Below are 22,327 nucleotides of genomic sequence, written 5' to 3' on the forward strand. Positions count from 1 at the left end.
GGGGCAGGGGCAGGGGCAGGGGCAGGCTTCGGTGCAGGAGCAGGTGCCGGAGCTGGTGCCGGCGGAGAAGGGATGATGCCCGGCAGCGGGTTCGGAATGATGCGCTGCTGCACCGCCCAGTACACGCCACCGGCGGCAGCCGCGAGGACCGCTGCGGTAATGCCCACGCCGAGCGCAATCATTTCACCTTCGGAAGACTGCTGGAATTCGGCGTCATCCTCATCCTTGTTGGAGGAGCCAGAACCCTGGCTCGAGGAATCAGCTTCCTGGGAGGAGGAGTCAGACTCGGAGGAAACCGTTGCGGTTGCCTCGGCGTTAGGGGCCGTGGTCTCCGCTTGAGCTGGAACAACAACGGACAGTGCGACAGATACAGAAACAGAGGCGGCGAGAACCGCGCGAGAGAACTTCTTCATAAACTCAAGTTATATCCTGCAGCACTACCCCGCAGGAAATCGCGCTCATCCGAGGGCTACATCACGCCGGAAAGCCACAGCGAGCTGGAAATCAGCAGCGGGCTACACCGCATGCGTTAACGGATGAGCCCGCCGCGCCGATATCAAAAATGTAGCGCATTTCGTCGCTGCACTTCCCTATCACTCATATCTCTGATGCGCCCTCTCCTCGCGCCTCTCTCATCTCTTTGTGGCGCCTCTCGGTGATGCCGCGGAGCTACATCACGGTGGACGGCTCTGCGGCTCCCTCAGAAACGATCGCGGAAGGCTGCTCATTCGCCGTGGGCGCGGGCGTTTCGGAGTTTTGCTCCACTGGGGCCTGGGTTTCGGCGTCCTGCGGATCCGCGGGGGCATACACAGCTTCGCTGTCCGGGGTGCTATCAGTTGGCGTGTCCGGATCAACTTCTGCCGTCGGCTCCTGTTCTGCGGAGCCCGTGGAGTCAGTTGCCGGCGCCTCCTGAGGTGTGGTCAGTGGCGCGGAGGAAGGCGCAGAAGGTTGCGCCGACTCAGAAGCGGATTCGGACTGCCCCATCCACCGCGAGGGCGATAGCCACCCGGCGTCCACCCCATCAGGGTTAGCGGAGGAAAGCAGCAACAGGCCAACCACACCGAGGCCGGCGATGAGCCCCGTCGTTGAGGCCCGCACGCGCCCGCCGAGCGTCCAGAAATAATTCCACTTGTTGTCCGGCTTATCGTCGCGCCAGATACCGCGCTGATAATCGTCCTCTTCTTCCTCCTCGGAGTCGTCCGCATAAGCCGGCCGTCCCGGCCCGTCGTCCTTGCTGTCTTGGGGCATAGCTCCGGCATCAGCGACGGCGTCGGCAGCAATGGCCTCCGTCTCCGCATCCGATGACACGTCATTGTGCGAAGGCTCCGCAGTATCTGCCGCCGGCATGATGGTGGTGGGGGCGTCGGCAGCGGAGACGTCGCCAAGCTCCTGCGAGACATCCCCCGGCATGCCCTCAGTGGTAGGAAGCTTGTACAGATCCCAGAAGGTGGAGAGCAGCGCCGAGCGGATCGCGCGCTCCACCGCCCACTGGCGGGCGGGGTTGACCTGCACGAGGACGCGGTACTGCACCTGCCATGGCTGGCCGGCCGCAGTGGGGGCCGTGAGCCCAGTGGCGGGCAGAACGTCGAGCTCACCGGCCACATCCGCGTGGATGTCTGGGGCTTCAATGGCTCGCTTCGAAATCTTTTCCACCTGTTCGGTGATCTCCGGCAAGGACTCGCCCTCGTGGACCGGGATGGCGATATCCACCACCGCGCGCGACCATTCTTGCGAGAAGTTCGTGACCACGCCCGCGGAACCATTCGGCACCATGACCACTTCACCGGTGGGTGTGCGCACCGTCGTCGTACGCAGGGTCAGCGAAACAACGGTGCCCTCCACGCCAGTTACACCGTCGAAGCTGACGTAATCACCCACGCCGAACTGCTTTTCCGAGAGGATGAAGAATCCCGCAAGGAAGTCACCGATGATGGCCTGCGCGCCGAAACCGACGGCGGCCGAAACGACTGTCGCCGGGATAGCCGCGCCCAGGGGCGGCACCCCGACGTTGGCCAGCGCAGCCAACACAAGAAGGAAAAAGGCCACCGCCTGCGCCACGTAGACTAGTGCACCGGCGAGCGCCAAACGCGCCTTGGTAGATTCTTGATTCTCATCCAGACGGGACTCAATGACCCGCACTGCCAAGCGGCCGATGCGCGGGATGAGAATCGCCAACAACAGCATTCCCAACAGCGGCAGGCCGTGATCCACGATGGCCTGCCACACGGCGAACAAGTAATACTTCAGCATTGCGCCAAGCCTAGTCCTTCAGCCTGACAGAACCCTTGGAGCCTTAAGCGCGATGGGTGAGATAGTAATTCGGAGTTGGCTTCCACGTGTAGCCCGCGGGGACGATGTCCTCGCCGAAAGCGCAGAAAGTCTTGGTCGTCCACAGTGGAATCGCCGGCATCTTTTCCAGCAACAGGCCCTGAGCCTCCGTGTAATGCTTTTGGGCTTCCTCCCGGCTCTTCGCCTGACCCGCCTTCTTCAGCAGCTCATCGTATTCAGAGCTGTTAAAGCCTGATTCATTCTCCGAAGAGTAGGACGCATATAGCGGCACCAGGAAGGTAGATTCCTCAGGGAACTCCGCCTGCCAGATCGTGCGGAAGGCACCGGTGAGGTGACGGGCAATCACCTCTTGTCTGAGGTCCTTCAAAGTGGCAAACTCATGGCCCTCCGCCGGCACGCCGAGGGTATCCGACAGTTGCTTCGCCACGGCGTCGATCCAGGTCTTATGGCCGCCGTCGGTGTTATAGGAAATGCTGAAAATCCCATCAAACGGTTCCAGCTTTTCCGCCTGCTCCCACAGTTCGCGGGCCTTCTCCGGCTGGTAGGTCAAGACGTCGGCCCCCTCCGGTGTCGGCGGAATGGAACCGTCCAGCGGCGCGACGAAGCCGGTAGCGGGAAGCACCATACCGTGGAAGATGTCCCGGGCCATTCCTTCGCGGTCGATTGCCATGGACAACGCGCGGCGGCGCAAGCGTCCGGCCTCACCGCGGAAGTTCGCATCGTTGGCGGGGATGGTGATTTCCATGATGGAGCCGCCAGGCTTGGCCAAGGCGCGGGAGCCCAGTTCCTTTTCGAAGCTGCCTAGCTTCTCCGCCGGGATCCGCGTGAGCACGTCCAGCTTGCCATCTACGAGGTCCTGGTAGGCCTGCTCCTCCGAGGAATACACCACGAACTTGATGCCTTCATTCTGCGGCGTCCGCGGGCCCTTGTAGCGAGGGTTCGGCACGAGGGTCACAGCCTTTTCGCGCTCCCAGGAAGCCAGCACATAAGGCCCACTGCCAATGGGATCCGTTCCGCGATCGCTCAGCCTATCCTGGTCTTCGGAACGCATGGGGAAAAAGACCGAGTATCCCAGGCGCTCGAGGAATCCCGCCGTGGGGCGTGAGAGCTCAATGCGGAAAGTTTTCGGCCCCGTCACCTTAAGGCCGCGCATTGACTTCCTGCCTTCGTGGAAGCCCAGGATTGGTTCAAAGTGATGCGCGGAGAGCAGCGACTGGCGCACCGCGGTATTCCACGTATCGACGAAGTCTTCTGCTTCCACGGTTGAACCGTCGGAAAACACGGCGTCCTCCCGAATCACCACGTCATATGTCGTGTCATCGACCTGCGTGATGGATTCCGCCAAGTCATAGTGAGCGCCACCGGTTTCATCCAGGTACATCAACCCCGAGTACACAAGGTTGATGATGGTTTGCCCCGGCACATCGTTGGAATCAGCCGGGATGAGGGTGCGCTGTGGCTCCGATATGTCCGTGGTGATGAGGTTCATGTCTGAGGTGTCGACGTTGCCAGGTTCCGCCGTGCATCCCGCCACCGTGGGCGCCACGACGCCCGACACCGCTAGCGCCGCCAGCATGCCTAGAAAAGAACGCCTCGAAGTCACGCGTTCATCACCTCACTCTCACTAATACTTTAAAGGATCTAATCATCTCTCTTTTCATAACGGCGCATGAGCCTCTCCACCAATTCATCGGTGAGCTGGTCATCGGCCAAAATGCGATCCAAAAGCTCGCGTGGTGTCGGCCCCTCGGCGCTTGGGGTCTCGTAGGAATCTCCGCTCAAGTCCACGCCGAAATCGGAGGTTTCCGCTTCCGCGGCGGGCGGCTCCATCATCTGCGACATCTCCGCCACTTCCTCATTGAAGGAATCGAGGAACTCGGTGGCGTCGATGGCTGCTTCCGAACGGCGCTTGCCGGCGCGCACCTCGCGCTCAATACGGCGCTGCAGTGCCTTTTCCATCTGGTTGTGGCGCCAAGAGCGGAGCTTGGAGGGCTCTAGGCGACGCCCCACGGCCCTGCCCTTGCTTTCCGCCTTGCGCGCCATCACCATGACGTAGGCCGCGGTGTCATTAACCGGCGCCCACTCCTGGCGGGCGGGCACGCGCCACCCGGCCCAGATACCCAGCATGGTCATCACGAAGGAGACGACCGGACCAAGAATGACTCCCCAGGCCAAGTAGCCGGCCGAATCCGCGCCGAGGACCACCAAAGCGCAGGCCACCGCGGGGATCACAGTGGGAGTGTTATCCCCAAAGACGGCGGGTTCGCGCCCCATGGCGATGTCACGGATCATGGAACCACCGGTTGCAGTGAACACGCCCATCATGATGCAAGGAATCAGCGGCAGCCCATAAGCAATGGCTTTGAGCGCGCCTGTCGACGCCCACAGCGCCGAGACCACCGCATCCCCATGGGACTGGACGTAGTCCCACGTCTTGCCTTTGAAGTAGACGAAGCGGGCGATGATTGCGCCGGCAAACGCCAGGTAGAGATACTCCGGCTGACTCATCGCGGCGACGGTGCCGCGGTTGATCAGCACGTCACGGATCATGCCGCCGCCGAGGGAGGAGAACATCGCAATGAAGAAGAAGCCCACGATGTCATAGCCACGCTGGCGGGCCATGGTGCCGCCAATCATGCCCATGAGGAGGACACCAATGATGTCGGACCAGTAGTACAGCGACTCGATCAATGGGTCCATCTCGACAACGCTCATGGTGGTCATCGTATCGGGTAAGCCGCAATCCCACTCACATTAAGGCCTTAATCGCTCGGATACGTCGCCTAACTGCCGGCGTACGAGGGCTTAGAAAAGGCGCTAATGCACGTAGAGCTCGTTGTAGGCTTTCTCAATCCAAATGACATAAAACACTTCCCCGTCTTTCCAGCCCGCAAAAGGGAGATTCCCTTTGTGGCGGTAAACCCGGAACCTCTCGACGTCCTGAAACTGCCGAGGAATCTTAGGAATGATCGCGCTTGCCGGAATAAACTCTGAGCCAAGTCCGTGCTTGGGATGCTGTGCCAGCTCTTTCCATGACAGCACTGACCGTTTGTGCCACTTTTCTAAAAACTCCGCGCGCATCGAGTCATCTAGCTCCCCGAAGCCCCACCCCTTCTGCAGGAACCGCGTTGACAGGAGCGGATAGTCAGCCCTAGAACTGCGAAGAGCATCCACAACACTCGACTCTGGGGCGCTCCTCGCCCCTCTGGTTGGCCTGCTTCCCCGCCGTTTACTTTTCTTGCCCACGGCTAGCAGAAATAGTTCTTCAGATCGGCATCCGTAATCTCTAGCCCTCGTGTGCCCTCGACGAAGTTCTTTTTCCAAGGAGATTCGGTGTGGGTTTTATTACGCAATGCCCATGCAGAGTATGGGCCATATTTGTCCCACACCTCAATCAGATCCTGCTCGACGTCACGGTAATCATCCCAATCAAAGTCATCTGAGATGAACTCATCGGGGTCTATGGGAAGCTTTCCGTAGTGCTTGACGTCATGGTAGATGTCTACAACTACTGGGCCATGCGCCCATGCTTCCATTCGGTCAGGGAAAAGCGGCAGGCCATCAGAAGAACGCATATGCAGACCTTTGGCGTAATAAAGAAGCTTTTGAAGCTTGAGCTGCGTAATTTCTGCATCGTCAGTTTCATCAGCCCACGCTACGAACCATTCAGCTATTTGCCGCGCCGTATATTGTTCCATGTCTGCCCTCCTTCCGGTTCCTGCCAAGAGTACAACAGGCCCAAGACACGGCACCATCCCAACGATCGAACAGGAGTAAGAACACCCGTCATAAGGGCAGCATCAAGAGGGCGCAATGAGAGCTTTAAGCTGTGGGGCCACCGGGGCTCGAACCCGGGACCAACGGATTATGAGTCCGTAGCTCTAACCGACTGAGCTATAGCCCCGCGTATTCCCTGCCAGCTTTTATGCACACAGCGAATCCGCTCCCAGCAACATTAATCGGCGGGCCCAGAAAACGGCAATTTAGGCCCCTGAAATCGCTGTCTAAGCTTCAGCAGCGCTCTTCCGCCCTTTCACCGCCAAGACAGGTTTCTGTTCACTTAGGTTCCAGCACACTGAGTTAGCCACCAGGCCTATTCTTTCTTCTTCATTCTTCTGGCTTGCCTGCGCGCGCGGCGTCGCGCGCGCTTTGCTTTGCGGATGTCCACGACCCACCGCGGAACAAAAGGCCACGGAAGCGGAATCCCAATCGCCCCCGTAAACCCAATAACTCCAATGACGAAAGCTGCCACGAGCGGAACAATCAGCACCGTTTCGACGGACTCGGGAAGGTTCGCACTTGCTACCAACCCTGTGGCACCGGCCGCGCCCATAATAAGCGTGCCATAAGGATAAATGAAGAGGACGCCATCGCTTTCTGCACCTGTTGCATCGGCTGAGTCGTACCACTCTTCTGATTGGGGATTCCTCCGCACGTACCGGATGTAGAAGGTCCAGTAGGCCAGCATGACCAGCACTAAACCGACACACACAAGCAGCCCAGTGATATCTCCGTCCATAGGATGCGGCCTCCTGTGGTTGCTGGTTGCGGTATGTAAACAGACGCTACCAGCGACTGCTGGAGTGAGTTCGAAATCCGGATGCGGGCACGCTCCCGGGCCTAGGACAGCTATCTATGATCCGGCATGCGTGAGCCTGTAGTGTCGCGACCATGAGGCTCCTTTCCTTTAGCGTGTCCAACTTCCGCAGCATCCGCGCCACGCAGACGCTTGCGCTGTACCACCACTGGCAGCGCTCCACCGCCCCGGAGGAAGGATGGGCACAGATCAGCGAGCCCACCACCGTGCTCATCGGCCCCACGGCGTCGGGAAAGAGCAGCGTCCTCAATGCCCTCGCCTTCGCACTGCTCGCCATCGAATCCTCCGCCACCACCTGGCTTGCCGACGCCCCACCCAACCAACTCCCCCACGCCCCGTACCGCCTAGATCCCCGCACGCAGCGCCTGCCCAGCACTTTCGAGCTGGATTTTGAGCTCGATGGCGTGCGCTACCTCTACGGATTCCAGTGGAGCTTCACCGGCGTGCACGCGGAATGGCTCAGCCGCGTGCCATCGACAAGGTGGAGCCCCTGCTTCGTGCGGACCCGCGGTGAGGAGGTACAGTGGACGAAATCCTTCATGGACAAGGGGGACGTCGCCAAGCTCGGCCCCGTTACGGACACCGAGCTGATCCTCTCCGCCGGCCTGCGCGATGGCCACCCTGTCCTCGCGCCGCTGGCCCGTGCCCTGGTGCACGACGTGGCCTACCTGCCGCACGGGCACTCCTCCATCAGCACGTCCGCACGCATCACCACCCTCATCCGCACTGGCAAGCTGCACCTGCATGAGGCCGCCGCGCTGCTGCGCGCGGCCGATGCCGGTATCCACTCCGTGCGGCTCAACCAGGACCACATCCCGGAGCACGTCTTCCGCCAGATGCGCCCGGTCATCGATGCGCTTAGCCACAGCGACGGCAGCATCCGCCGCCCCGACGAGTTCCGCGGCTACACCGATGCGGAGATTGAATCCCTGCTGCACGCCATCATCGTGGAGCACAAGTCCGATGATTCCTTCTACGAGCTGAAGCTGACCGATGAATCCGGCGGCACGCAGAACTGGATGGCCACCGCTCCCCTGGTTCTCGATACCCTGCGCCGCGGCGGAATCCTGGTGGCCGATGAGCTGGATTCCGCCCTGCGCCCAGCACTCCTCGACTTCATCATCCAGGCCTTCCGCGAGCCCAGCATCAACGTCAACGGCGCGCAGCTCATCTTTGCCTCCCACACCTTCAGCGTCCTCGAGCGCGCCGGCGAGCTGGGCCTGCGCCCCGAGAGCTTCTGGTCCGTGGAGAAGACCTCCGCCGGCGAATCGGAACTGCACAACCTCAGCGACGTGCCCGTTTCCCTGGGCAACCCCGACGCCACCCACCACTTCCTGCGCGAGCGCTACGGCACCGCCTCACGAGAGGCACTGACTGCGCTGCGGGAGCTTGTCACGGATGGTGCATGAAAGGGGCGGGCGCTTGGCGACGACTCCCCTCAAAACAAATGCGCATTCTCCTCTTCGAATGCACGCCATTCCTGAAACGCCTTAACACGTTCTTTGGCACGCTGGCGCCTCATTTGCAATACGTCTTCGCGCTTGAACCTCGTATGCGTTCCACGCTTGTAGGTCGCAATTCTTCCTTCTTTTGCCCATTTCATGAGCGTTGGGCGCGAAACGCCTAGCAACTCGGCGGCTACCGTACTGGTGAGCTCCTCAGGAATGCGAGAGATCGTGACATGCCCTCGTTGCACAACGGACATCAAGACCTGGGAAATCAATCGCTGAACATTACGCGACAACGCGACTGAGCGCTCTTGCGCTAGCCACCCCAGTCAGCTTCCAAGGCGTTGTCATTCAACAGGTTGGCCAAGTCACTCGCGATACCCATGAAGAGTAGGGATTCACTCGCAACAACAAACGTCGCTCAGGCGAGTCTTTCATCAAACAATTCTCGGACTCGACTCAAGCGCTCAAGGAACGCCTCCGCCGCGAAGCAGCGATCGACGATCCTGATATCGAGATCGCCCATATTTCAGCGCCTTCCCTGGAATCCTTGAAAAAGTCGCATTCACGGTATTTCATGGGCCGCGTCGAGGTACAAGACGACCAGGTGGATGCAGCCTAAAGCTTCGCTTCTGGTCCCGCCTCCATGGGCGTAATTATTTCAACTTATTCTCTGTAGGACATGCACCAGGCAGAGGGCTTCGAAAATCTGAGCCCGACTCCACTGCGCATGTCCGGTACACCTGTCAGAATCAAGACATGTCTGTTGAAGCACGCGCCCTCTCCCTCCGGCGCTTGATGCGCGATTCCGCCGCAATCCGGCTCCTGGCTGCGGATAACGCGCCCGTGATTCTGGCGTTGATTGCGGAGTACTTCCCACGCGGCACCCGGGCGCGCCCAGCAGCAGAGGTATACGAGCTCATGGTCACCGATTTCGAGGTTTTGGCCAGCGAGTTTTCCATGCCCCGCACGCCACAGAACTACTGCAATGACTGGGTCAAGGCCGGCTGGTTAATCAGAAAGTCCGGCAAGAGCTCCCACGGCGAAACGCTCGAGCCCAGTGAAGATGCGCTCTCAGCACTCGAAGCCATCGAGCGCTGGGAAGCACCGGTGACCGCGGTGACCGCCTCACGGGTGGAGTCGATCAGCTCGGCGCTGCAAAGGCTGGCGCGGGATACCAACGAGGACATCGCTAGCCGCGTGGCCAGCTTGGAAGCAGAACGTGACCGCATTGACCGCGAGATTGAGAAGGCACACCTCGGGCAGTTTGAAAGCCTCACCGCCGCGGAGACGGAGGAGCGCGTCCAAGACGTACTGAACATGGCCATGGCCGTGCCGAGCGATTTCGCCCGGGTTCGCCATGAGCTCGAGGCCCTCAACCACCAGCTTCGCCGACAGCTCTTAGATCCGGAGGGCTACCGCGGCGAGGTGCTGGAGGAAATCTTCAACGGCGTGGACCACATTGCGGAATCGGAGGCCGGGCGCAGCTTCCGCGGCTTCTATTCCCTCCTGATGGATAGAGAGCGCAGCGCCTGGTTGGACCAATGGATCAAGGAGGTTCTGGAAAGCGAGCCCGGGCAGCAGCTCGCCCCGGACAGGAGGCAGCGGCTGCGCAGCCTCTTCCGCGATATGGAGGAAACCAGCTTCGAGGTCAACCAGACCATGACCGGGCTGGCGCGCAGTTTGCGCAACTACGTCTCCTCCGAGCAATTCGCGGAGGACCGGCGCATGATTGAACTGCTGCGCGAGGCCCGCGGCATGGCCATTGATGCCGCGCAGAACTCCGAACTGAAGGCCTTTCACCGGATGGACACACCGCTGCAGCGCATCGGCATGTCGATTCATTCGGTCTCCCGCATCCGCCTGGCCAATCCCGGGCGGGAGGTCGTGGAGGAGGCGCCAGTGGCCTACCAGCCCGGCACGGAAGACCCGCAGGCGCTCTATGAGCTGGTCCGCGAATCAGAAATCGACTTTGAGGAATTGCACGAGGCGGTACGCGGGGCCGTCGCCAAGTCCGGCCCCTGCACTATTGGCCAGGTGCTGCAGGCCTATCCCCCGACGCAAGGTCTGGCCAGCGTAGTGGGTTTGGTACATATCGCGGATTCCCACCCGTTGCCCTCGCTGAAAGAAGAACACGAGACAGTCATGTGGACCGAGGAAGACGGTACCGTGCGTTGCGCCCAGATCCCCACCATGTATTTCGATCACACCACCGTTAAGGAGCTACAGTGACCGCCGCCAACAGCCCCCGCGTCGATGCCGCGCACGAGCCGCCGCTGTGGGAACACGATAAAGGAACGCTGACCTACCATTCACGGCGCGCGCTGGTGCAGCTGCTGCAGGGCCCGCTCATTCGCGCGCAGAAGGAACCGGTACTGTGGGCGGCGATCATCTCCGACGAAGAGAATCTACGCGCCCGGTTGCACGAGGTGTTCCTGGAGCTCGTCGTGGATGAGACGGAAGGCTTCGCATTCACCCGCATGGTGGAGGAAGACAGCTTGAGCATCCCGCAGGTGCTGCGCACGGACAAGCTTAAGCACATCGACACCGCCATCTTGTTGAACCTGCGCCAGGAGCTGGGCCTCACCCTGCCCGGCGAGCGCGTCATCGTGGACGTGGAGGATCTCCGGGAAAGCATCGGCTATGTCCGCGCGGTGGATAACCGCGACGAGGCCGGCTTCACCAAGCGCTTCAACGCGGCAATGAAACGCATACAGAATGACTATTCCCTCATCAGCGCCACCGAAACCGAGGGCCGCTTTGAGGTTTCCCCGGTACTGCGCCAGCTTTTCGACGCCTCCACGGTCTCCGCCATCCGGGATGAATACGCCCGCCTGGCACAGACGGAAGACCAGGATGAGCAGGAACCAGAGCAGCTCCAAGAGCAGGAGGATGCCTCCGATGACTAAGAACACCACCTACTACCCCGGACAATTCCGTATCAGCCGCATCCAGCTGATTAACTGGGGCACTTTCCACGGCTACTTCTCCATCCCGGTAGCTCGCAAGGGTTTCCTTATTACTGGCGGCTCGGGTTCCGGCAAGTCCACGTTGCTCGATGCCATGTCTGCGGTGCTCGTTCCGCAAAGCCACGTGAAGTTCAACGCAGCCTCACAACAGGACCTCGGGCGGCACAACGGGCGCAACCTCGTCTCCTATGTGCGCGGCGCGTGGCGGCAGCGGGAGAACACGCAGACCGGTGAGATCGCCCCCGAATACTTGCGGGAGGGCGCCACCAACTCGGTCGTGGCGCTGACCTACGATAACGACGCGGGCAAGCAGCACACCCTCATCGCCATCTTCCGCCTCAACGGCGGTGAGAACTCAGTCGGCCAGGTAAAGAAGTTGTATGGGCTGGTGCCGGGCGACGAGGACATCGACAAGCTCAGCCCCTTGCTTACCCGCAGCCTGGACACCCGCAAGATTAAGGCAATGTACAAAGGCCCCGGCGCGTCCTTCACGCCGACCTACACCACGTTCGCGGACCGCTTCCGCAAACGCCTAGGCATCAAGAATGTGGAGGGCCAGCTGCTTCTCCACCGCACGCAATCCGCGAAGTCCCTCTCCAGCCTGGACCAGCTCTTTAGGGACTACATGCTGGACCGTCCGGCTACCTTTGAGAAGGCGGATGAGGCCGTCGAGCAATTTGAGGATCTGCGCCAAGCCTATCTTCGGGTCGAGGACGTCAAGGCCCAGATTGATACGCTGGCTCCCCTGCCCCAGCTGCATTCCCAGCGCACAGGCGCGGAGGAGGACAAAGCAAAAGCAGAGGCCATGGCTGAGGCACTGCCAGCTGTCCGCGCCCGCTTGGTGGCAGAAGAACTGGACGTTCGCATTCGCGCCTTTTCGGCGCAATTGGCTGAAGCCCAGTCTCAGGCCGCATCCCTTGAGGCCGATGTTGCTCACCTCGATGACGCAGAGCGCCTCGCCGCAGCGGCCGTCTCCCAGCTCAGTTCAGGTGAGCTCGATGCCTTAAGGGCCAAGATAGAAACCGCCGAAAAGGAGATTGAGCACCGCACTAAGGAGTTCCAGCGCCTTAGCGCAGCGGCCGGCCAGTGGACTGATCACTACGAGCTCAGCCCACATGGCTTTGCCCAACTACAGGCCAACGCGAAGATCCGCATCGCGGACTTCGAGGCCGATTTCGCGGACCTCATCAACCACCAACAGGAGGCCGGCGTGGCCGCCCGCGACGCCGCCACCGCCTGCTCCACGTTGGACAGCGAGCTGCGCTCCTTCAGCTCGCGGAGAACCAACATCGATAAGACCTTGGTGGAGCTGCGCTCGCAGCTGGCCCGCGATACCGGCTATGCCGAGTCCGAGCTCCCCTTCGCCGGCGAGCTCATCGATATCAGCCCGCACCAGAGCGAGTGGGAGCCGGTGCTCCAGAAGCTGCTGCACAATTTCGCCGCCACCCTGCTCGTGCCCGAGGCCGCGCGGGAGGCCATCAACCAGTGGATCAATTCCCGCAACGTGGGCACGCGCTTGGAATACCGCACCATCCCGGAGTTCGCCCCAGCACCGGCCGCGGCGCGCAGCCCGCGGCAGCTCATCCACAAGCTCGAGTTCCAAGAACACGCCATGACGGGTTGGGTACGCCACCACATTTCGCGCCGCTTCAACTACGAATGCGTGGATTCGGTGGCGGAATTGGAGAAGGTTACCAAGACCCCGGCCATTACCCGCGATGGCCTGGAAAGCCACCCCAAGGACAAGGACGGCTCAACGCGCTTCATCAAGGATGACCGCAGGCGCTTTAGCGGCACCGCCTGGTACCGGGTGGGATCCACCAACACCGCCAAGATTGAACTGCTGCGCTCCCAACTCACCGAAGCCAAGGCGACCGCCCGCGCTACGGCCAAGCAGGTCCAGGACCTTAACCGGAAGATGGACATCCTGCGCTCCCAGCGCGATAAAGCCCAGCAGGTGCTGGATACCTCATTCCAGGACATCGACACCGCCTCCGCCGAGGCCCGCAAGCGTAATCTGCAAGAACAGTTTGACTCACTGGCTTCCTCTCCGGAGGCCCAGGCGCTGGCCGCCGCGCACGCGCAGGCCAAGCAGAAGCTCAACGCCGCCCGCGCCAGACTCAACGAGGCGCAGAAGCACCTGGGCAACGTCGAAGGCGAGCTAGAGCGCTCCACCACTCGCCGCCGCAGCATCGGCCCCGTGCCGGACATTGCGGATAAAGACATTGAGACGGCAGTCATTCAAGCCCTGCACAAAGGCAAACGCAGTCTCACTATCGATGACATCGATGCCCGCCGCGATGAGGTCCAGGCCAGTTTGCAAGCAACCTCCCGCACGGCAGCGCGCCGCATCGAGGAGGCCAACGACAAGATCGTCTCCGTCCTGCACGCCTACCTGTCCGAGTGGCCCGCGGAGGCCGCCGACTTGGAACCGCAGGCCAGCTTCGCCGGCGAGGGCATCGAGAAGCTCAAGTTCCTCCGGGCGGACCGCCTGGCTGATTTCCGCGCCCGCTTCCTCGAGCTGCTCAACGGCCAGACGGTACGCAACCTCTCCCACCTGGCCACGGATCTGCGCCGCGCCCGCAGCGATATTGAGATGCGCATGGAGTACATCAACAAATCCCTGGAGCGCTCACCCTTCAACGGTGAGCGGACCCTGCGCATCGACGTCAAGGACGCCCGCGGCCAGGTGGTCCAAGAATTCCAGCGGGATCTCGATGCCGCCACCTCCCACAGCCTGGCGGAAGTCACCGAGGATGATCCAGCGGCAGCCATTGCGCGCTACCACGCCTTGGACAAGATCTTAAGCCGCCTCGGCTCCAGCCAGCCGGAGGATATCCGCTGGCGTAACGTGGTTTTGGACACCCGCCGGCACGTCAGTTTTGTCGGCCGCGAGTGCTACCCCGATGGCACGACGGCCAACACCTATCAGGACTCCGCCTCGCTCTCTGGCGGCCAGGCGCAGAAGCTCGTCTTCTTCTGTTTGGCCGCAGCCCTGCGCTTCCGCCTCGCGGAGCCGGACCAGGACGTGCCCACCTATGGGTCCATCATCTTGGATGAGGCCTTTGACCGCGCGGATCCCACTTTTACCCGCACGGCCATGTCCGTCTTCGCGTCCTTTGGGTTCCACATGATTCTGGCCACGCCGTTCAAGCTCATCCAGACTCTCTCGCCCTATGTGGACGGCACAATCGTAGTCAGCTACGACGAGCCCACCATCGACGGCCGCCCGCAGGCACGCACGGGCTACAAGCTTATCGACGCCTCCACCACCCTCGACCCCCAACAACCCTCCCCCAAGGACTCCGACAATGCGGACTCCTAAAGACCTGCAGGGGCATGCCGCCAAGTACCTGCGCAACCACTTCGCCGAAGCACTCGCCGACCCCGCTGCGCTCAACCTTGACTGGCCGCTGCACCCGCCAACAGCTACGGCCGCCGCCCGCGATATCGGTGCCACGAAGGGTTTCATCCGCGCCTGGCAGCGCTGGCCGCACCAGGAAGAGGTCATCTATGAATCCCGCAATTGGTCCCGCGCGGGCCTTGGCACCAACGACGTTCCCACGCGCGTAGTACTCACCGGCGCCGCGCGCATCGCTGCCGCCGCGGGCCTGATGTCCGACTACAACCGGGCCCTCCAGCGCGCCCAGGACATCGCCGCCATCTTTCCGGACTCCCCGGACTTCACTCATACCGTCCGCCGCACGTACAACCAGTGGAAGGACTTAAGCGCCTACGACCTGCACTGCCTTGGGCCGTGCCTGACCTGGCTACGCGCCAACCCTCACTCCGGCGAATGGGAGCGCGCCGTGCCGGTGGAAGGCGTGGACGGCAAATGGATAAGTACCCACCGCCGCCTGCTCCTTTCGCTCCTTGCTCCCTTCGGCATCACGGACTTGGGCCTGCGCCGCAGCGATGCTCGCCTGCGCCTGCGCTATCTCAACCACGCACCAGCGCTCTCCGATATCGAAATCCCCCTCGCCGACGCAGCCCGACTCTTCCCCGACACCCCACCCCGGGTGCTCATCGTGGAGAACAAACAAACCTTCCTGGCCCTGCCCGCGCTTGCCGACGCCTCCCCAACCACCATCGCCATCCTCGGCTCCGGCACCGCCGCCCACCAGCTCCAGGCCCTGGGCTGGCTGCAGCGAGCAGACATCACTTACTGGGGCGACCTCGATGCCGCCGGCTTTGCCATCCTCAACGCCGTGCGCGCCCACTTCCCCCACACCACATCACTGCTCATGGACCCCGCCACCGTCACCACATTCCAACGCCTGGCCGTCCCCGACCCCGGCGACGGCTCCGCCACGCTTACCCACCTCACCACCGAAGAGCAACGCGCCTACCGCTTGCTTTACACCAAAGGCCGGCTGCGCATTGAGCAGGAGCGGATTCCGTTTGCGGATGCGTGTGCAGCGATAAGAGAAGCTTTGCCCTGATCATCGGGCCTTCTGAAACACATTAACTAAATTCTGATTCACGCTTTTAATCGAAGCCAAGAAGGAGCACAGAAATGAATATCCCTTCTAATTTTGGCGAGCGCGTCCGTACGCAGCGCCAACTGCGCGGGCTCAACCAGAGAGAGCTTGCCACCATGACCGATGGCATTTTGTCCCAGCCGACTCTCACCCGCCTTGAGAAGGGCACAACCATGCCGACCTTCCACCACGTCATGGCCCTCGCGTGGGCATTAGGCATCGATGCCGCTGAGCTTGTGGATGCCACCCAACTCTCCCAACGCGTACGCGTTACCGCCCGCTGCGACGGCGTTGGGGTGGATACTGCGACGCAGAAGCTATTGTCGTTCCTTCAACTGCGCGTGAACTTGGACGGTCTCAATGCCTAAAACATAAGCCCATTACAACAAGGTAAGGAACTAGCTGCCCGCTTTCGCGATAATCACATGCTGGGTACCGGCCCGATCGATGACATAAATAGTCTCATGACGCTGGTTGAAGCAGACTTCATCATCCTCGAACTGCCGCAGAACTTGGACGCCTTGACTCTTCGGGATCCCGCCTCGGGTGCTTTAACAGCGGGGGTTGGAACGAGCAGTAATCCATTTCGCCAACGGCTCACCGTGGCGCACGAGATTGGGCACATTGTGGCCGGTGACGTCACGGAAGACGGGGCCGCCCTGCTCTGCGATACAACTCATCCCCCGAAACGCGCGCGAACACGCTCGCTCGATGGGTGCAATGCCCAGTGGAGGCACTCCGCGCTCTACCCCAGACTTTGCCCCCGGAAGAGCTCCTGTCGGATGTCGTCCAGCGCTTTCAGGTCTCTCCGAGAGTGGCAGCATTCCAGCTCTGCGATGCCGGACTCATTTCGGAGGAGATTAAAGAAGAAGTCAAAAGCTACTCGGCTAAGCGGCTCGCCTCTCAATTCGGTTGGAAAGCCAACTACGATTACGCCGCTAAAATTTCAGAGTTGCCCCGTTCTTCCGAGAGGCTCGTAGCCGATGCCTATAGGGCCTACGACCAGGGACTCATCGCTCTTCCTTCGGTTGCCTTCGCTGAACAAGTCAGCATCGAGGGAGTTATTGACTCAACGGGTGGTCCACAGCGCCCACCCGACAACGAACCCACAGAAAATAGCGATAACGGAGCTGACCTGGACTTCCCCGGTCAAACATGGTCACGTGAAAGTGCTCGAGGACGATTATGAACGCCTTTGGGAAGCAGATCCGGCTTTTCTCGGCTCTTCCGGTTTTCTCTCTGCTACTGAAACTTGGCTCGCTAGCCAAGGTGTTCTTGCTATTGCTGGTTTCGCCCCGACAACCCAGGGAAAAGACGAGCGCTCTCACCGCACGTTGACCCAGTTCCTCGATGCACGCCACCCAGTTAGCCTTGCTGAGGTCAACACATATCTGGCTGAATACCGCCAGGTTTACAACGAACGACGACGGCACCAATCACTGCTTATCGGCAAAATGCACATCACCCCACGCCAAGCTTTCGATACCTTCCCCAAAGCACCATCACCTCAGCATCCACTCGATCCCGAGCAGGTCTGGGAACGCGTAGTCGCCTATAACCAGGCACACACCCCACAAGCAGTATCCGAAATGCTAAACGGCCCCGCGGAAGCGGCAACTTCACACGAGGCCAACACCGATGACAGGGCAGCTTTGCAAGGCATACCTCCCACCGATACCCCAACACTAACGATGCCTGCGACACAATCAACAAACCATTGGGGCATCCCAGACCAACTCTGCGTGGGCAAAGACGGCGTTGTACGCGTGTGCAGCTTCAGTCTCTACATTGGTCTGAGATTTAAAAATGCAGACTCTACTCCACAGTCACAGCCGATAACGTTGCGGAGTTCTACACGGCCCATGACGGTGAATTCCTCTTCAGCGTGCCACTGCCGATCACATTGAGCCACAGGCCACCAGGCGGTCAGATCAACATCAACCTCGTTGAAGGAACGAAACACCGCCAACCACCGCGGATGAACCCGAAACCATCCAAACCCCGACCCAAACGCAGGCAACAACCATAAACCGCTAGAAGTGCCCACAAACACCATGGATTCCGTGTCCAAAAAAGGCACCGGACTCCGGGCCCAAGCCCCAACCAACATAACAGACCCGCGCTAGAATCTAGCTATATACATCAATGCCGAAGGATAGTAATGCCAATCAATTACCAAGCTCTGTCTAAAAATTCGGGTAAACCTACCATCGATCCGCGAAAACTATTCTTAGAGTCCACTGAAAGGGCGTGGCCCAACCTACGCCCCGAACAAGACCAAGTTCTCGCCGAATGGTTTGAACAACGCCACAATAAGGATAACCTAATAATACAAAATACAGGCAGAGGCAAAACCCTGACTGGACTCCTTATCGCGTATTCAGGCCTAAAAGAGGGAGTAGGACCCGCCGTGTACGCAGCTCCTAATACATACCTTAGAGACCAAGTAATACGGCAAGCACACGCCGCAGGAATTCCTGTAACTGAGAATTTTCACGACGTCGACTTTCATTCTTCGAAAGCAATCTTCGTATGTACGATCGACAAGGTAATTAATGGTCGGTCGGTTTTCGGACTTCGCGGCAACTCCCATTGCCCCGAAGTTGGCACAATCATTGTCGACGATGCACACTTGGCCGCATCGAGGGTTCGATCACAATTCGGCTTCACCGTCAATAGTAGCGATTCCATTTTCAAAGCGGTAACCAGCATCTTTAATAGTGAGCTTAATCGACAAAGCTCGTCGTTTTCACTTGACTCTAAAGTTGCCCACCAATACGGCACTATCCCAATCCCATTTTGGGAGTGGAGAAAACATTACGACAAAATCTCTCGAATTATCGACAATCAAGTTGGGGAATGCTCTGACCATCCCGCATATTTTCCATGGCCTATCTTGGCCAGAAATATCAAAACAGTTCAACTTTCAGTAACGTCAGACAGAGCGCAGTTTCAAACGATGATCCCGCTTCTCGATGAGTTTCCTTCATACATGGATGCGAAGCGTAGAATTTTTATGACTGCGACAGTCCCGGACAGCCTCTCGATGATATTTAATCTGGGCATAGGAATAGAAGCTATCGAGAGGGCAATTACCCCAACGATGTCCGCTGACATTGGCGATCGGGTAATTTTAGCCCCCCATAGAATTGATCCGAGTGTCTCTAAGCCCGCTCTCCAGCAGCTTGTTCTCGACATTTCTCGAAAAGCAGGCGAAAATGAGGGCACAATCGATACTCCTCCAAAGCGAAACGTGGTGGTCCTTTGCCCGAGTAACCGGGCCGCAGAAAGTTGGCGTGATAAATCAGATGCCATCCTTCCTGCTCATGAAATTCCTAATACTTTGAAGAAACTCGAAGCTGGCGAAACTGTGGGAATCATGGTCCTAGCAAATAAATACGACGGGATTGATTTACCGGATGATGCCTGCCGCCTTTTAGTCGTCGATGAATTATCCGCACCACTCGATTTAATGCAGCAAAGAGAGACAGCTGCTCTTAGAGGCACTGCCTTGGCTAGGATTCAAACTGTCCAACGACTCGAGCAAGGAATGGGTCGAGGGATTCGCTCAGTAGATGATTTCTGCGCAGTGCTATTGCTCGACCCCACCTCACGCACCGCTGTGACTGGCCCCGAGAACCTCAGTTTATTCTCAGACGCCACTCGACGACAAATTGAACTAAGTCAGCAGCTCACTGAGCAGATCGAAGGAGAGGGAATTGAATCCCTAACCATGGTGCTTGATGACTTTTTAGCACAAGATCGCAACTGGAAAAATGTTAGCCGACAATCGATCGCACAGGCCACATACACTGCGCCTAAAATCGACCCCAAAATGAAGACCTTCTTAACCCAAAGGGCAAGCGCTTGGCAAAGTTTCATAGCCGGCGACTATGAGGGAGCTAGCGCTGAACTCTCAACCGCCATAGGAGGGCTCAGTAAGAAGGATAAAGGAAAGAAGGAAGAAGTTAAGAAGGTAGAAATTAAGAAGATAGAAGGCTGGTTCATGGAGGAACTCGCCTACTTCACGTCCTTTTACAACATGAATCAAGCTACTCACATCTTGAAACAGGCCCGCAAGCTTAACCGCGAAGTGACGCTACCCCTTCATTTCACTCCCGAAGCCCCCAAGGGCCCTGTGGCCAAGCAAAGCTCAAAGATTTGCGAACACCTATCTCAATTTCAAACGCGGTACGACATCCAGTCACATACATCATCAATATTAGATTCCATTACTTTTTCTCCGGATCGAGAACTTGTAGACGCTGCCGAAGACTCATTCTGCCAATTAGGTTCGTTACTCGGCTTTTCCTCTTCTCGCCCAGATAAAGATTTCCGAAATGGCCCAGATGTGTTATGGCGATTTTCCGACGACCATGTAGCCGTCATAGAAATGAAAACTGGAACGACGCGTGAGGACAAAAGCAACATCAAAGCCGAGGCGGGTCAACTCTCCGTATCCGTCAATTGGGCAACAGAAGAGTACCCAGATTCAAGAATTACCCCAATATTAGTAGCCAGGAGCTCTGAAACTAAAGAAGATGCAGTTTTCCCTTCCAAAACCCTAATATTAACGGAGGATATATGGAAAGGACTAAAGGATCTCTTAGACGACATGTTTCTCGCGATAGCTCATTCTGAGGCATGGGACCGAAAGGAAGTTGTTGAATCCATTTTACGGAGTCACAGTTTTTCAGGTGCTGGCATTTTGCAATTCTTGTCGAAACCGTCCTCCCCAAGCTCCAAGCAGAAATGAAACTGCTCCCATAACTTAATGACCTTTAAGGAGGCTATCTGGTGGTTTGCGTGCTGGTGCCCGAGCCTGCATGAAGAGATAAACCAAAATGAATACTGTCGCAAAACGAAATCTAGGCTGATGCCCGAGATTAATGCGATTGAAAAGAAGCTATTTGCTTACTCTAAAATCGCGACCCTGATTGATGACTCAGACACGGGCGCCACGGATGCCTATGACCTGATTCCGGGTCGTATAACGCGCTTCGACTCTCAGGGGTCCGAGCCTCGACTTCAGCCCTAGATAAGGTGTCAGGCCGATTCTTCCTTTCCCTCTTTCTGGCCTGTCTGCGCTCACGCCTTCGGGCACGTTTTGCTGTGCGAATGTCAACGACCCAACGCGGAACGAAAGGCCACGGCAGCGGAACCCCGAACCCACCAGAAAATCCAATGCCTCCAATGGCAAGTGCCACCATGCCCTCAACCTTCAGCACCGTGCCGATAAAATCGGGAGGGTTTACACTTTCGGCCAACCCTGCGATACCGCCCTCGCCCAAAACTAGCGTGCTATAAGGATAAAAGAAGAGCACACCATCACTTACAGCACCGTCCCAAGCGAGTTCGTCGTACCACTTTTCTGATCTGGGGTTCCTCCGCACATACCGGATGTAGTAGGTCCAGTAGAACACCATGACAAGCACTAACCCGGCGTATACGAACAGCCCAGCAATATCGCCGTCCATAGAATAAGCCTCCCGTGGCTGCCGGTTACGGTATGCAATCAAACGCTACTAGCGCCTGCTGGGGTTAGGCAGGAGACGAAACCGACTTATATATACGCACAAACACCCCAAGCAAGGACAATGTATGAGACCGACCACTTGTGAGGCTTGTAGTCTTGCGACCTTTAGGCTCCTTCCTTTAGCGTGTCCGACTTCCCCCACATTTGCACCACGCAGACACCTCACCTTCGTCCCGCTCACCAGCAATGCTTGCCGACGCCCCACCTAACCACCCCACACCGGTTGCTGTACTGAGTACGGATTCCGATATCGCCAAAGTCTCCCATAACGCTATGAGAACAGGAACGGCAACAGTAAGCGGAGCGAGGAACTTAGAAGCATCCGCAACCGATACTGACTCCATCAACAAGCTGATCCACGATAAGCTCGCGCCTTGACAGCGACGCAACGCATGGTAAACCGTTGCCTCTTGGTGTTTTTGATGCACAGAAGGCCAGCTTGGCTCACTACTCCAAAATCAACGCCGCCGTCTCTTCGGGCGGCACATCCTTCAGCTGCCGGCTCTTGATAGCCCACGACGCCAGCCCCAGCGCAATCCAGACCACCAGCGCGATGAGCGGAGCCGTCCCAAGCATGCCAGGCGAGCCCGGGACAAAGAGCCACGCCAAGAACCCGACGGAGAGAATGCACCCGGCCCGCGCGAAGTGCTAATAAAATTTGTCCAGCGCAATGGGCTTGGGTATCCCGGGGACCTGCCCAGTGCGCGCAATCTTCCATGCGCAGAAGCACGTATAGAAATACGCCACTGTGATACCAGCACTCGACATATCGACGAGCCATGTCAAGGCCGCGCGCCCAAACCACGGAGGAACCAGGCACACCGCACACACCAAAAGAATCGCATTGCGCGGTGCACGCTCCTTGCCGTTTAGCTCACCTAACTGAAGCGTCCTGGGTTTAGTTCCTACCTCAGCTAAGGAAGGATTGAACTATGCCTAGAAAGTATTCCGTTGAGTTCAAGGAGAAGGCGGTCCATCAGATCATCGAAATGGTCCGCCTGGAGTCC

At 58.8% G+C, this 22,327-nt stretch carries 17 protein-coding genes, 1 tRNA gene and 1 pseudogene; 8 read left to right on the top strand and 11 right to left on the bottom strand.

From position 1 onward, the window contains the following. The 8 genes and pseudogenes from ACUY3D_RS12370 to ACUY3D_RS12405 all read right to left on the bottom strand — a co-directional run. Positions 1 to 413 (bottom strand): annotated as a pseudogene (locus ACUY3D_RS12370) (excalibur calcium-binding domain-containing protein); the annotation flags it as partial. Positions 414 to 669: 256 nt separating this feature from the next. After that, positions 670 to 2,250, bottom strand: coding sequence for a mechanosensitive ion channel family protein (locus ACUY3D_RS12375; protein ID WP_448241189.1), 1,581 nt, complete (start codon positions 2,248 to 2,250; stop codon positions 670 to 672). Between the two features lie 43 nt (positions 2,251 to 2,293). Then, positions 2,294 to 3,892 (bottom strand): peptide ABC transporter substrate-binding protein, encoded by a 1,599-nt coding sequence (locus ACUY3D_RS12380; RefSeq protein WP_448241190.1) that lies wholly within the window; start codon positions 3,890 to 3,892, stop codon positions 2,294 to 2,296. A 38-nt stretch (positions 3,893 to 3,930) separates the two neighbouring features. Continuing rightward, complete coding sequence (locus ACUY3D_RS12385; protein ID WP_250224718.1) at positions 3,931 to 5,004, bottom strand: trimeric intracellular cation channel family protein; 1,074 nt, start codon at positions 5,002 to 5,004, stop codon at positions 3,931 to 3,933. 102 nt (positions 5,005 to 5,106) lie between these two features. Beyond that, entirely contained in the window at positions 5,107 to 5,463 is a 357-nt protein-coding gene (locus ACUY3D_RS12390) for a hypothetical protein (protein WP_083303775.1), read from the bottom strand. A gap of 74 nt (positions 5,464 to 5,537) precedes the next feature. Continuing rightward, positions 5,538 to 5,987, bottom strand: coding sequence for a Panacea domain-containing protein (locus ACUY3D_RS12395; RefSeq protein WP_448241191.1), 450 nt, complete (start codon positions 5,985 to 5,987; stop codon positions 5,538 to 5,540). Between the two features lie 132 nt (positions 5,988 to 6,119). Further along, a tRNA-Ile gene (locus tag ACUY3D_RS12400) sits at positions 6,120 to 6,193 on the bottom strand. Between the two features lie 189 nt (positions 6,194 to 6,382). After that, a complete protein-coding gene (locus tag ACUY3D_RS12405; protein WP_448241192.1) occupies positions 6,383 to 6,808 on the bottom strand; it encodes a hypothetical protein in 426 nt (141 codons plus the stop codon). Between the two features lie 152 nt (positions 6,809 to 6,960). On the opposite strand from ACUY3D_RS12405, the gene ACUY3D_RS12410 reads away from it, so the two are divergent. Then, positions 6,961 to 8,295, top strand: a complete 1,335-nt coding sequence (locus tag ACUY3D_RS12410) for an AAA family ATPase (protein ID WP_448241193.1) — start codon at positions 6,961 to 6,963, stop codon at positions 8,293 to 8,295. 29 nt (positions 8,296 to 8,324) lie between these two features. On the opposite strand, the gene ACUY3D_RS12415 is transcribed toward ACUY3D_RS12410, so the two are convergent. Then, positions 8,325 to 8,591 carry a helix-turn-helix domain-containing protein gene (locus ACUY3D_RS12415; RefSeq protein WP_448241201.1) on the bottom strand — a complete coding sequence of 89 codons (267 nt, stop codon included), beginning with the start codon at positions 8,589 to 8,591 and terminating at the stop codon, positions 8,325 to 8,327. A gap of 502 nt (positions 8,592 to 9,093) precedes the next feature. Here ACUY3D_RS12415 and ACUY3D_RS12420 point away from each other — a divergent pair. From ACUY3D_RS12420 to ACUY3D_RS12440, 5 genes are all read left to right on the top strand, one after another. Then, entirely contained in the window at positions 9,094 to 10,566 is a 1,473-nt protein-coding gene (locus ACUY3D_RS12420; RefSeq protein WP_070519690.1) for a DUF3375 domain-containing protein, read from the top strand. Next, entirely contained in the window at positions 10,563 to 11,243 is a 681-nt protein-coding gene (locus ACUY3D_RS12425) for a DUF4194 domain-containing protein (RefSeq protein WP_070519688.1), read from the top strand. Before ACUY3D_RS12420 ends, ACUY3D_RS12425 begins: the two co-directional genes overlap by 4 nt. After that, positions 11,236 to 14,628, top strand: a complete 3,393-nt coding sequence (locus tag ACUY3D_RS12430) for an ATP-binding protein (RefSeq protein WP_448241194.1) — start codon at positions 11,236 to 11,238, stop codon at positions 14,626 to 14,628. Before ACUY3D_RS12425 ends, ACUY3D_RS12430 begins: the two co-directional genes overlap by 8 nt. Next, on the top strand, positions 14,615 to 15,745 hold the full coding sequence (locus tag ACUY3D_RS12435) for a DUF3322 domain-containing protein (protein ID WP_448241195.1): 1,131 nt from the start codon (positions 14,615 to 14,617) through the stop codon (positions 15,743 to 15,745). The genes ACUY3D_RS12430 and ACUY3D_RS12435 overlap by 14 nt, the downstream gene beginning before the upstream one ends. Before the next feature lie 74 nt (positions 15,746 to 15,819). Further along, a complete protein-coding gene (locus tag ACUY3D_RS12440) occupies positions 15,820 to 16,152 on the top strand; it encodes a helix-turn-helix domain-containing protein (protein ID WP_448241196.1) in 333 nt (110 codons plus the stop codon). A gap of 183 nt (positions 16,153 to 16,335) precedes the next feature. Here ACUY3D_RS12440 and ACUY3D_RS12445 read toward each other — a convergent pair whose 3' ends face one another. After that, positions 16,336 to 16,464: a hypothetical protein gene (locus ACUY3D_RS12445; RefSeq protein WP_448241197.1), complete on the bottom strand. Its 129-nt coding sequence runs from the start codon at positions 16,462 to 16,464 to the stop codon at positions 16,336 to 16,338. Positions 16,465 to 16,947: 483 nt separating this feature from the next. Between ACUY3D_RS12445 and ACUY3D_RS12450 the strand changes: the two genes are divergently transcribed. Continuing rightward, positions 16,948 to 17,691 carry an integrase core domain-containing protein gene (locus ACUY3D_RS12450; protein WP_448241198.1) on the top strand — a complete coding sequence of 248 codons (744 nt, stop codon included), beginning with the start codon at positions 16,948 to 16,950 and terminating at the stop codon, positions 17,689 to 17,691. A 254-nt stretch (positions 17,692 to 17,945) separates the two neighbouring features. Then, positions 17,946 to 20,540, top strand: a complete 2,595-nt coding sequence (locus ACUY3D_RS12455) for a helicase C-terminal domain-containing protein (protein WP_448241199.1) — start codon at positions 17,946 to 17,948, stop codon at positions 20,538 to 20,540. A gap of 1,227 nt (positions 20,541 to 21,767) precedes the next feature. Here the strand turns inward: ACUY3D_RS12455 and ACUY3D_RS12460 are convergent. Next, complete coding sequence (locus ACUY3D_RS12460; protein ID WP_448241200.1) at positions 21,768 to 21,896, bottom strand: hypothetical protein; 129 nt, start codon at positions 21,894 to 21,896, stop codon at positions 21,768 to 21,770. Positions 21,897 to 22,327: the final 431 nt, after the last annotated feature.

Source organism: Corynebacterium guaraldiae (genome assembly GCF_053480195.1).